Origin of the sequence: Mariprofundus sp. NF (assembly GCF_013387455.1) — a bacterium.
In the GTDB taxonomy this organism is placed as follows: Bacteria; Pseudomonadota; Zetaproteobacteria; order Mariprofundales; family Mariprofundaceae; genus Mariprofundus.
On record NZ_VWNC01000001.1, the window covers coordinates 529,963 to 542,356 of the forward strand.

The window sequence follows — 12,394 nt, forward strand, 5'->3', positions numbered from 1 at the left end:
CCTTTAGATGTGTAAGAAGGTGCTTTTTCGATAAAGGGTATATGTGAGGGATAACGATGCGTTTAATGATTGCTTTGATTGTTTCACTATTTCTGTTGAGTTCATGTGCAACCATGGAGTCCGCCTGGGATAGTACTGTAACTGCTACTGGCGATGCCTATGACTGGGTTGTCGGCAACGATGAAGAAGAGACGAAATAAGAGTTCAGGGAACTAAAATAGTATTTTGATTTCTTCATGAGTCTGCTGCTAAGTAAAGCGGTGTCGCAGCTTCTTCTGCCACCGGGAGGAGTGATCCTTCTGGCCCTGCTTGGGCTTATTTTCTACAAACGGTTCTGGGGCCGGCTGCTTGTTTTTCTGGCACTGCTACTGTTCTGGCTGCTCTCTACCGAACCTGTTCGCGATACACTCCTTAATCCACTGGAGCAGGCGTATGCGCCACTTCAGACAGAGCAACTTCCTGCAGATGAAAAGCTGGCCATCGTACTGCTTGGCGGAGGCCTTTATGAGAAGGCGCCGGAGTATGAAGGCAGGGATAGCCTTAGCAGCTTTGCCATGATGCGTACCCTCTATGCGGCCGACCTGGCTCTGAAAACAGGCTTTGATGTCTACCCGTCCGGTGGTGCCGTACTATCTACGACAACTGAACCCGAAGGGGCGGTGATGCAGCGCTGGCTGAAAAGATTCGGTGTTGCTGAATCAGCGATTCATATTGAAGCCGCTGCCAGAAGCACCTGGGAAAACGCTATGAACATCAAAGCAAAACTTGCAGAACAAGACGTTTCTACGGTGATTCTGGTGACCACTGCATGGCATATGCCGCGATCGGTCTGGTCTTTTGAGAGTCAGGGTTTAAAGGTGATTGCTGCCCCCTGTGATTACAAAGTTGAGAGAGAGCCTTATGATCTGCGCAGTTATCTGCCGCGCTGGAATGTTTTCTCTGAGAGTTGTGATGGCCTGCATGAATATCTGGGACTACTCTGGTACAGGTTGAAGCATCTGCTGTAGGGGATAATCAGCTCTGGTCAATCTGGCGTTGTGAGTCTATAAATGGGTATGAGATCTCTGGAGGTTTTGTGAGTCAGTCAAAGGCAGATGATACCGGAATTCAGGATGAACTGTTCAGTGCAGGAAGCTCCTATCTTGAAGAGCTCTATGAGCAGTATCTCAGAGATCCTGAATCGCTGGATCAGCAGTGGGTGGCTTACTTTTCTGAACTGGAAGAGCTGAGGGAATCAACAACATCACATCAGTTAATGCTTGATTCGATGCGTCCGCAAGCGCGAACGGCTCAACGTTTTTTCGACGATATACCTTCGCTTGCCGGGCGCGGTGATATCGAATATCCATCCCGAGCCATCTACCTGATTCAGGCCTACCGCATGCATGGACACCTGCATGCACGACTTGATCCGCTACGACTTGATCCGCGCCCATCCAGCCCAGAGCTGGATCTGGGTTATTACGGACTCTCTGAGGCTGATCTTGAGCATGAGTTTCCAACCGGTGATCTGACCGGTGACAGGCAGATGCCACTGCGTGAAATTATCCAGCTTCTCAAGCAGACCTACTGCGGCCATATCGGGCCGGAGTTCATGCATATCACCGATTCAGCACGTCGTCACTGGATTCAGTCGCGGCTTGAACGTATTCGCTCGCGAGCTGATTACGATGCCGATACACGCAGACATATATTTGGCCGGATTATGCATGCCGAGGAGTTTGAACGTTTCCTGCATACCCGTTATGTCGGCCAGAAACGCTTCTCATTGGAGGGCGGCGAGAGTCTGATTCCGATGCTCGATGCGCTTATTCAGCGTGCAGGCAGTAACGGCACCAAAGAGATTATCATGGGCATGGCACATCGTGGTCGATTGAACGTGCTGGCTAATATCATGGGTAAATCGCTCTCCGATATCTTCTCCGAGTTTGAAGGCACGCAGTTTCAGGAGTCTGCTCAGGGTCAGGGTGATGTGAAATATCACATGGGCTTCTCATCAGATGTACGTACTCCCGGTGGAACACTGCATCTCTCGCTCGGCTTTAATCCATCCCACCTTGAGATTATTACACCGGTAGTACTCGGCAGTGTGAGGGCTCGTCAGTGTCGACGTAAGGATAAATCGAAGACTGAGGTGATGAGTGTGCTGGTGCATGGCGATGCCGCATTTGCAGGGCAGGGAGTGGTCGCCGAATCACTGCAACTCTCCAAGCTGCGTGGTTTCCGTATTGGTGGTACGATCCATATTGTGGTGAATAATCAGATCGGCTTTACTGTCAATCCGTTTGATGCGCGCTCTACCACCTACTGCACTGATATCGCCAAAATCGTGCAGGCTCCGATTCTGCATGTGAATGGTGATGATCCTGAGGCGTGCTGTCTGGCTGCTGAGATTGCTGTGGAGTATCGTAACACCTTCCATGAAGATATTGTCATTGATCTGATCTGCTATCGTCGGCATGGCCATAACGAGACTGATTCACCAGAGGTGACACAGCCGCTGATGTATCGTCGGATCGGCGAACATCCAACTGTGGAACAACTCTATCGGGATCGTCTGATTGCTGATCATATTCTTAGTGAAAAAGATAGCGATGAGATGGTGCGCACTTATCGCGACTGCATGGATAAGGTGCGGCGTGCCAGTAATCGACCAGCTCCGAGTCCGGCAAATAGTCTGCAGGGGCGCTGGGAAGGTTTCGTTTTTGAAGGTGCCGAGGAGCCTGATACCGCACTTGATGCAGAGCTTCTTTCCGATCTGGCGCGCCGAGTGCATCGCCTTCCTGCCGGTTTCTCGATGCATCCGAGGGTAGAGAAGATTTATGAGAGTCGTATCCAGATGATGGATGGCAAGCTGCCCATCGACTGGGGTTGCGGGGAGGCGATGGCTTATGCCTCATTGGTGCATGAGGGTGGATGGGTACGCCTGACTGGCGAGGATTCTGGTCGCAGTACCTTTTTTCATCGTCATGCTGTGGTTTATGATCAGAAAAACGGTAAAAGCATTGTTCCACTGCGACAGGTGGAGAATGGCCCACTATCCCACTTTATTGTGGTCGATAGCATGCTCTCCGAGATGGCGGTGATGGGTTATGAGTACGGTTACTCCGTAGCAGAGCCGCGAGCGCTGGTGATTTGGGAGGCGCAGTACGGCGATTTCACCAATATCGGCCAGGTGGTGGTAGATCAGTTTATTGCTGCAGGTGAGACCAAGTGGAATCGAATGTCCGGTCTTGTCCTCTGGCTTCCGCATGGCTATGAGGGGCAGGGTGCAGAGCACTCTTCAGCCCGGCTTGAACGCTTCCTGCAGCTCTGTGCAGAAAATAATATGCAGGTGGTCTATCCCAGTACACCGGCACAGCTGTTTCATATGTTTCGCCGCCAGTTGATGAGCCGGGTACGTAAGCCGATGATCATGATGGGGCCCAAGAGTATGCTGCGTAATCAGCTATCATTTTCACCCATGGTTGATTTTGTGGAGGGTTCTTTCTTGCCGGTGATGGGTGAAAGGCATCTTGCAACATCGACGCCACGACGTGTTATTTTCTGTTCAGGAAAGGTCTATTACGATCTTCTGGCTGAACGACAGAAGAGAGAGATTGATGATGTTGTGCTATTGCGTATCGAACGGCTCTATCCGTTCCCGGCAGATCAGGTGCAGGCTGAGCTAGAGCGATACAGCGAGACCAGTGAAATATTCTGGGTTCAGGAGGAGCCGGTTAATCAGGGGGCATGGCTTTTTGTAAATAGTCCGATCAGGCAGGCGCTGTTGTCCAATCAGAAGATATTTGGTGTGACCAGAGCCGAGTCGGCAGCACCGGCAGTGGGTTCGGCCAAACGCCATAAACAGGAGTTGGAACAGCTGCTCAACGCTGCATTCGCAGAGGGGACAGAGGCGTGCTGGTATGACAGACACAGATATGATGCGGCTAATCAAGGGAGTAGATGATGAAAGTTGAAATCAAAGTACCCAGCCTCGGAGAGTCCGAGACCGAAGCGACATTGATTGCCTGGCTCAAGCAGGAGGGAGATGTTGTTGCCGTTGATGATGTGCTGGCCGAGATCGAGAGTGACAAGATCACCATGGAGATCACTGCCCTTGATAGCGGCGTACTGACAGGAATATTGAAAAAGGTTGAGGATATTGTCGAACCCGGTGAAGTGATCGCTTATATCGATGATAGTGCCGAGGTTGCGACAGGGGCGAAAGTTTCTTCAGCAGCAGTTGAAGCAGCCGTAACTACGCCTGAGAAGGTTGAGGTTGAGGAGATTTCGGCTCAGGTCGAGCCCGAGCCCGAAGCAACAGAACCAGCACCTGTGGCAAAGGTTTCTGAAGCTCCGGCAGGAGAGCGTGTTATCTCCACATCGGGCCGTAAGCAGGAGCGGGTTCCGATGAGTCGTCTGCGCCGCAGGATTGCCGAGCGCTTGAAACATGCGCAGAACACTGCCGCGATGCTGACAACCTTTAATGAGGTCAATCTGCAGGCGGTGATGGATCTGCGTAGCCGCTATGGCCAGAGCTTTCAGGATAAACATGGTGTGAAACTCGGTTTTATGTCCTTCTTTGTGCAGGCCGTTAGCCATGCCATCTCGAAATATCCGGCACTCAATGCCTATATCGAAGGTGATGATATTGTTTATCACGATTATGTGGATATCGGTATTGCCGTCAGTACGGAGAAGGGGTTGGTGGTACCTGTGCTGAGAGATGCCCATCTGTTAACTCTGGCTGAGGTGGAGAAGGGGATTCTTGCCCTGGCTGGCAAAGCCAGAAGCGGCGGATTGAGCCCGGATGATCTGAAAGGAGGAACCTTCTCGATCACCAATGGAGGCATCTACGGCTCCATGCTCTCAACACCCATTCTGAATCCACCCCAGAGTGGTATTCTCGGTATGCACACCATTCAAAAACGGGCTGTGGTAGAGAACGATGCCATTGTGATCAGACCGATGATGTATCTGGCACTCTCCTATGATCATCGTCTGATTGATGGCTCTGATGCGGTACGTTTTCTGGTGGCAGTGAAAGAGGCACTCGAATATCCGGCCGGTCTTACGCTGGATCTGTAATCGCTGACAGGCAGATGGATGATGCCAGGCTTGAACTTTTGCAGTCGATGCCGGTCTTTGGCGGTGTTAGTCAGGGGACGTTGATCTTTCTAATGCAGAGGGCATCTATCCTGAATCTGGAGAAGGGTGAGTTTTTCTTTCATGAAGGTGATAGTGCTACCTCAATGTTTGTCCTTGAATCTGGCGTTGTCGCAGCCATGAAACAACGTGATGGTCAGGAGCTTGTGGCCCGAGAGCTGGGGCAGGGTGACTGTTTCGGTGAGATGGCACTCCTTGATCTCTACCCCCGCAGTGCATCGGTTATAGCCAGAACTCACTGCCGGGCGATAGAGATCAGCCAGGCATCCCTGTTTGCGCTGCATGAGGAGAATCTGGAGCAGTTCACCATTATTCAGATGAATATCGGTCGTGAAATCAGTCGTCGGCTGCGTCTCTCAGATGAGAAGCTGTTCGAGATGAGTGGCGCGGTGATGTAATGAAGCGCTGTCAGACAGGTATTAGTGACGAATTCGCTTCTCATCAATCTGGATTGCGATTGTGTCACCATCTACCTGCTCGGGCAGATTGACCTTAACCTTTGCATAACCGGACATCTGGTAGAGGCTGATGACATCATTTCTGATCTGTTTGATGTCGGAACGGGGCCGTTCATCACCGTAGTAGTCCCTGAGGCTGATCAGGATGAAGTCGGTAGGCAGAAGTTTGTTGCCGCTGACCTCAAACCGGTTGATGGTGAATGATTGTGATTCGATAGCCGTCCAGATGTCACGTGCCACCACTTTTTTAGCCGGTGTGATGTTACGGTAGAGCTTGATGTTGGCAAAATGGTTGTCCGATATAGGACCTGATCTGAATTTTTTACTCTCACAGGCAAGCAGGAAGCCGGAGATACCAGCCGCCTTTTTCAGACTCTTGAGCTGTTCCTGACGGTCAAAAATATCTGCAGGTACATGGCTGGCAGAGAGCACATAGTAGATATCCCTGCCATTCATATTTGAGCGAATAATCATCGCCTTGTGTTCAGGACCTACTTTTTGAAGTCGATTCACAGCGTTACCCAGCTGAGAGAAAGCACCAAGCGTGGCAAGCAGTCGATCACCGCTTAATCCATTGAGGCCACGCTGCCATTTGAGCAGGGCAGTTGCATAATCCTGCTGCTCGAAATATTGCCATCCCTCATCTATCCAGTCCGGATTGCCAGCTTCTAGCGAAGCTCTGTTAAGCATTGTTTGTAAGGGCTTTGCAGTAGTGGCATAAACAGTTACCTCCTGTTTCTGAGTTGCAACTGATGTAACCTTAGCTTTTGAATCACTCTTTTTCTTTGGCGCTGCAACTTCTGCTTCAGCCTTGGCGCGCTGTTTCAATGCCATAGCCCTGGCTTCGGCCTCAATCTTCAACTTTAAGTTTTTTGCATCCTGTTTTGCTCTCTCTCGCATGGCTAAGAAGTCTGCTTCTGCTTCTGCCTGTCGTTTTGCAGCTGCAAGTTTTGCATCTCTTAACGCTTTCTGTTTTAGAGCTGTAGCCTCTTTTTCAGCCTGTTGACGCATCGCAGTTATTTTCTTCTCGGCCTCGAGTTTCTTCTGCATTGCAGCAGCTTTCGCATCAGCCTCTGCCTGCCTCTTCATCGCACTGATTTTTTTCTCGGCTATCACTTTCTGTCTCAATGCAATGGCTTGCGCTTGCGCCTCAGCTTTCAGTTTTAGAGCAGTTGCTTCTGCCTCTGCCACTCGCTTCATAGCGGCAATCTTTGCATCAGCTTCAGCTTTCTGTTTCATGATTGCTGCTTTTGCATCTGCTTCAGCCTTCTGTTTCAGCGCTGTAGCCTCTGCCGCCGCTTCTCGCTTCATGGCGGCAATCTTTGCATCAGCTTCGGCTTTCTGTTTCATGGTTGCAGCTTTTGCCTCAGCAGCAGCCTTCTGTTTCAGCGCTGTAGCCTCTGCCGCCGCTTCTTTTTTCATGGTAGCAATCTTTGCATCAGCTTCGGCTTTCTGTCTCCTGATAGCAGCCTTTGCCTCAGCTTCAGCCTTCTGTTTCAGGGCATAGGCTTCTGCCTCTGCCAGCCTCTTCATGGCGGCGATTTTTTTATCTGCCTCAGCTTTTTGTTGTTTCGCCAGCAGTTTGGCTTCCACTTCCGCTTGCTGCTTTAGAGCAACTGCTTCTGCTTTAGCTTTTAGCTGCAGCGTTGCAACTCTGGTTTTTGCATCCGCATCAGCTTTTCTCTTTATTGCGGCAGCCTCTGATTTTGCTGCGATCCTCTGCTGGTTGGCGGCAGTTTTTGCCTCTTCCAAGGCTCTGGCTTCTGCCGCTGCCGCTGCTTTTGCAGCACGCTTTTGCTCGGCTTCAGTCAGGGCCTGCTGTTTGAGTATTGCCAGTTTTTCAGGTGATAGCGGTGATTTAAATTTGCGAGATTCATTGGCCAGAAGCTTGCCCTGCATGCCTGTTTTCTGTTTCAGCGCGGCCAGCTGGATCTGTCGGAGATTAATATCCTTGAGAACCTCTTGAGCCGTCAGCAGGTGGTAACCTCTGCTCTCCTGAGGGTCATGAATGATGAACACTTTCTCCTGACGACCAGCCAGTTTCAGGCGCTCAAGGGCATTGGCATATTCAGAGAAAAACCCCAGAGAACCCAACAGTTGCTTATCAGGCAGTCTGTTAACGCCCTCCTGCCAGATAGCAATTGCCGCTTCATGCTGGTTCTTTTCGATCTGATTCCAGCCTTCATCCAGCCATAGTGAGCTGGTTGCATTGGCAGAAACGAAAAAAGGCGCAACGAGGCAAACAAGCCCGAAGACTATTCCAGTTCCCTTTTTCAATAGCATGTCACATCCATGTTTGCAGCATCCCCAGCAGTTAATATTGAGGCTTACGCATAAAGAATGCCAACACTATTTGATTTGGAAGTTGATCTTCTGCAGGAGCAGGCGTGATTGAGAAAAAAACCAGCCCCTGTTTTATTTTCAAACAAGGGCTGGTTTTGTGGGCGTTTTACTGTGTTAGCAGTGCGTTAATTTTACGAACAAAACCGGCCGGATCTTCGGGGAGTGCACCCTCTGCAAGTACAGCCTGATCAAACAGGATGCTTGAGAAATCATTGATTTTGTCTTTGGAGCGCATCTTGGCCAGACGCTGAATCAGTTCATGATCAGGATTAATCTCCAGGATAGGCTTCATGTCCGGAACATCCTGTCCGGCCTGTTTAAGGATGCGCTCAAGATTGCTGCTCATATCAAAGGTATCAGAGATCAGACATGCCGGAGACTCGGTCAGACGATCTGTGGTACGAACCTCTTTTACCTTGTCACCAAGAGCTTCTTTGATCTTCTCAACTGCAGGTCCTGCAGCTTTGGCTTTCTCGTCATGCTCTTTTTTCTCTTTCTCAGCATTTTCTCCGATAGCAGAGAGATCAAGCTCACCCTTGGCAATCGACTGCAATTTTTTACCGTCGAACTCGGTCAGGTGAGAGGTCAGCCACTCATCAATGCGATCATGCAGAAGTACAACTTCGATGCCCTTCTTGCGGAAGATCTCAAGGTGTGGACTGTGCTTGGCTGCCGCAAGCGATTCGGCAGTAATGTAATAAATGGTATCCTGCCCCTCTTTCATGCGGCCGATATAGTCGCTCAGAGAGATGTTCTGCTCATCGCTTTCGGTGCTGGCGAAGCGCAGCAGGGAAGCGATCTTTTCGCTATTACCGGAGTCTTCGATCATGCCCTCTTTCAGGCAGTTGCCGAACTCACCCCAGAAGGTGGCGAAATCTTCAGCACTGTTCTTTGCCATATCTTCAAGCATGCCAAGTACACGTTTGGTCGCGCCCTTCTTCATGGCATCCATGGCAGGGCTCTTCTGCAGGATTTCACGCGATACATTCAGTGGCAGATCGTTGGTGTCCATGACACCACGCACAAAGCGCAGGTAGCGCGGTAGCAGGTCTTCGCTGGCTTCCATAATGAATACGCGGCGCACATAGAGTTTTACGCCATGTTTGGCTTCAGCCTGCCAGAGGTCGAACGGGGCTCGCTTAGGTAGGTAGAGCAGCAGTGAATACTCATATTTTCCTTCAAGTTTCTGGTGCAGACGCGCCAGAGGATCATCGAAGTCGTGGCCGATATGCTGGTAGAAGTTGTTGTACTCCTCATCAGATATCTCTGATTTCGGACGTGTCCAGAGTGCGGATGCCTGATTCACAGTGACCACTTCAGCAGGTTTGGCCTCTTGATCTTCAGTAGCCGGGGCAGGGGCGCCCATCATGCGGATAGGGAAAGGGATATGGTCGGCATATTTGTGCACGATGGTTTTCAGGCGCCAGTCATCAAGGTACTCATCGGCCTCTTCGCGCAGATGCAGGGTGATCTCGGTACCGCGACTCTCTTTGTTGACGGTCTCCAGCTCATATTCGCCGTCGCCTTTAGATTCCCAGCGTACGCCATGCTCATGTTCCAGGCCTGCACGACGGGTAGTCAGGGTCACTTTGTCAGCAATAAGGAATGAGCTGTAGAAGCCAACACCGAACTGGCCGATCAGGTGTGCATCAGCTTCCTGATCGCCACTCAACTGGCCGAAGAACTCTTTGGTGCCGGAGCGGGCGATGGTGCCGATATTGTCGATCACTTCATCGCGGCTCATGCCGATACCGTTATCACGGATGGTGATGGTGCGGTTCTCTTTATCGACATCGATGAAAACATTCAGGTCGGAATCGCCCTCAAACAGTGCATCATCAGTGGTTGCTTCAAAACGCAGTTTATCTGCTGCATCGGATGCATTGGAGATCAGCTCACGCAGGAATATCTCCTTATTCGAATAGAGTGAGTGGATCATCAGATCCAGAAGTTGTTTTACTTCAGTCTGAAAGGCACGGGTCTCTTTTGTTGCAGTCATGTGTTCTCCTTAAGTCTTGTCAAAATCAAAACCTTTCACCGCAGAGTACGCAAAGGTACGCAGAGGTAAGGCATAAATAGTGTGAAGTGAATAGATAGGGGCGAACTTAGCTGTTTTCAAGGGTGTCGCGGACTTTTTTCCAGCTTGCAAGTTTTTGTGTGCGATTCATCGCTGCATTGGCAGGGCTTGTAGAGGGCAGCAGGTACTGTTCAATCGTTTGAAATTCCGATGCAAGTGTTGGCAATACCAGTCTGCGATAAAGCTCTTCAGCTTTGCGCCCGTTAAAGAAGATAGCCCGGATATGCCGGTGTGTTTTGAAGAGTGTCTCGAAATCGTTGGCAACAACCGATTCCATCTTTATCGCACTATCCAGACTACCCGGTCTTACACACTGATGTGCCACATCCCACAGTGCCACACCGCTCTCTCTGAGGAGAACCAGTCGCTCTTCATAGGGGAGTGCCGCATCAAAATCGAACAAGTCTCCCATGATCACCCAGAATGCATTCTGCGGATGTGCATAGTACTCCGCTTTTACAAGAGACTTCACACTCGGCATTGAACCAAGAATAAAAACTTTTGCATCTCTGTTTGCAGAATAGGGAAAGCCTCTGTCGATCATAAGCGAACCGTTACAGCGAAGTGACCATAGGACAAGGATAAGTGTGAAAAGAAAAAGGGCCCCAGAGAGGGACCCTTTGTTGAACTTTGTCCGGAGGAACTAAGGGAGGGGAGGGAGGGTGTCCGCTCCGGACAGGTCAAACATTATATTCCTCCGGTTAGAATCGAATTAATTGACAATGAAAACTTATTAATGATTGATAATATTATAATGGTCTATTCTTGCTCTCTCTAAGGTGTTGTTCTACAGCATGGATCAATAGACATTGAATCAACTCCAGTCTTAACTGCTGGCGCACCTGCCTAGTGAATAAAATGAAGGCGACCTCGTGAATCACATTCGAAGGTGTAGATGTCCCAGCGCACAGCTTTTGAGCGCTCCCGCTCAAGGCGCTGTGCAATAATTACACGGCTGCCATCGGTTCGCACATTGATCATGCCATAGTTACTGACAGAGCGTTCAATCACTTCCAGATGTTTATCCAGCCGTTTCTCAGCGGCATTTTTTTGGGCGGCTGTCGCAGCATAGTCATGAATGATATTCATCTCTTTGTTGATGTTATCTTTGAGTTCCCGCCTGACAAGATTGGGGTGTTTGATATTTTCATTACCCGATCTGGCAAGCTCAGTGGAGAAGATTAAAGGTCGGTCTGAGCGGCTGTATTTACCGATAAGTCCCAGAGTATCGGGGCGGGGGTGGGAGTGTGGTTCATTATCTCCACTGGAGATGATCGTCACCAGCGGGTTGGTTGCCTGCAGGAAGTTTGGCGAAACATGGGCGCTGCCGTGATGGCAGGCTTTGGCTATATCAACCTGAAAATGTTTTCTGCCTTCACTAACCAGGGTTTCCACCTCTGTGGGTGTTTTTGGGTGCGGGCTTAAACCGGTGTAGTGCTCAAGCAGGTATTCCTGCGACGGCTCATTCAGGTCGCCGCCAAGCAGCATCCTGATATGGCCAATTTCCAGCAGCAGCACAACCGAATGGCCATTTTTGGTCACGCCGGTATTGCCGATTTTCGGCAGGGCGGTTTTGCCGTTGACCAGTTGCTGGGGAACCGGCCCGAGCAGCTTGAGTGTCATGCCACGATTATCATCAGGGCTGTATCCGGGTAGATAGTTGGGTTTTCTCCAGTCGGAACTGGCCAGCATGCCGATGATATCGTTGACGCGCCCCGACTCCGCGGCAGTTTTTAACATGTTGGGATACTGGCGCCTGCCGCAGCGCACAGGGCTGTTGGTAATACTCTTTAATTCGGCCATGCTCTGTACGATGCCGGTAAGGAATTTCTTTTTTCCCTGTTTGCTCTCACTGCCGAGTGTGCTTCTGCCACCGTATACCTGCTCAATAATGGTATTATGATACACCGTATCGACATGCACATTGTCATGCTTAAAAAGATCCGAGAAGCCGTAGTAGTGATCCTGATCCGGGTGGCTGATGATAAATGATTCGAATTCGAATTTATGAGCAAACTTACCAAAGCGCCAGCGTAGAAAGCGATACATGTTATCGCCTTCACCGGCATCAATGACAATAGCTTTGTCTTCAGGTGTCTGAATATGACATCCATCGCCCTGACCAATATCGACAAAGTTCACTTCCAGAAGCCGGTTGGTCTGAAGTTTATCCTTTTTAACCCAGCCGTTGCGATGGCGTGATCGAACCTCAATCCAGTCACCTTCAACTTTAACCACACGTGCCCAATCACCCCAGAGCAGCTGGTTCACTGCCTGTTTAGATTTTTTCCCTACTGCTGCCTCTTTTGTTTTGAAATGAACAGCAGAGGGATAAGCGATATATACCTGATCATTTACCTGCATCTTG

9 protein-coding genes are annotated in these 12,394 nt (G+C 50.1%); 5 read left to right on the forward strand and 4 right to left on the reverse strand.

Translation table 11 applies throughout. The features are described 5' to 3' along the window. The first annotated feature begins 56 nt into the window (after positions 1-56). The 5 genes from F3F96_RS02490 to F3F96_RS02510 all read left to right on the forward strand — a co-directional run bounded on the left by F3F96_RS02490 (position 57) and on the right by F3F96_RS02510 (position 5,546). On the forward strand, positions 57-200 hold the full coding sequence (locus F3F96_RS02490; RefSeq protein WP_176961649.1) for a hypothetical protein: 144 nt from the start codon (positions 57-59) through the stop codon (positions 198-200). 36 nt (positions 201-236) lie between these two features. Continuing rightward, entirely contained in the window at positions 237-1,007 is a 771-nt protein-coding gene (locus F3F96_RS02495) for a YdcF family protein (protein ID WP_176961650.1), read from the forward strand. A 68-nt stretch (positions 1,008-1,075) separates the two neighbouring features. Beyond that, positions 1,076-3,949, forward strand: a complete 2,874-nt coding sequence (locus tag F3F96_RS02500) for a 2-oxoglutarate dehydrogenase E1 component (protein ID WP_176961651.1) — start codon at positions 1,076-1,078, stop codon at positions 3,947-3,949. Further along, positions 3,949-5,070, forward strand: a complete 1,122-nt coding sequence (gene sucB, locus F3F96_RS02505; RefSeq protein ID WP_176961652.1) for a dihydrolipoyllysine-residue succinyltransferase — start codon at positions 3,949-3,951, stop codon at positions 5,068-5,070. Before F3F96_RS02500 ends, sucB begins: the two co-directional genes overlap by 1 nt. Before the next feature lie 14 nt (positions 5,071-5,084). Then, a complete protein-coding gene (locus tag F3F96_RS02510) occupies positions 5,085-5,546 on the forward strand; it encodes a Crp/Fnr family transcriptional regulator (RefSeq protein ID WP_176961653.1) in 462 nt (153 codons plus the stop codon). A 21-nt stretch (positions 5,547-5,567) separates the two neighbouring features. Here F3F96_RS02510 and F3F96_RS02515 read toward each other — a convergent pair whose 3' ends face one another. The 4 genes from F3F96_RS02515 to F3F96_RS02530 all read right to left on the reverse strand — a co-directional run bounded on the left by F3F96_RS02515 (position 5,568) and on the right by F3F96_RS02530 (position 12,390). Further along, the gene (locus F3F96_RS02515; RefSeq protein ID WP_176961654.1) at positions 5,568-7,889 is read right to left on the reverse strand and encodes a POTRA domain-containing protein; all 2,322 of its coding nucleotides are present in this window, start codon (positions 7,887-7,889) and stop codon (positions 5,568-5,570) included. Between the two features lie 166 nt (positions 7,890-8,055). Next, complete coding sequence (htpG, locus tag F3F96_RS02520; protein ID WP_176961655.1) at positions 8,056-9,948, reverse strand: molecular chaperone HtpG; 1,893 nt, start codon at positions 9,946-9,948, stop codon at positions 8,056-8,058. Positions 9,949-10,054: 106 nt separating this feature from the next. Continuing rightward, a complete protein-coding gene (locus tag F3F96_RS02525) occupies positions 10,055-10,570 on the reverse strand; it encodes a DNA-deoxyinosine glycosylase (protein ID WP_176961656.1) in 516 nt (171 codons plus the stop codon). A 302-nt stretch (positions 10,571-10,872) separates the two neighbouring features. After that, positions 10,873-12,390, reverse strand: coding sequence for a ComEC/Rec2 family competence protein (locus tag F3F96_RS02530; RefSeq protein ID WP_176961657.1), 1,518 nt, complete (start codon positions 12,388-12,390; stop codon positions 10,873-10,875). Between the last annotated feature and the right edge of the window lie 4 nt (positions 12,391-12,394).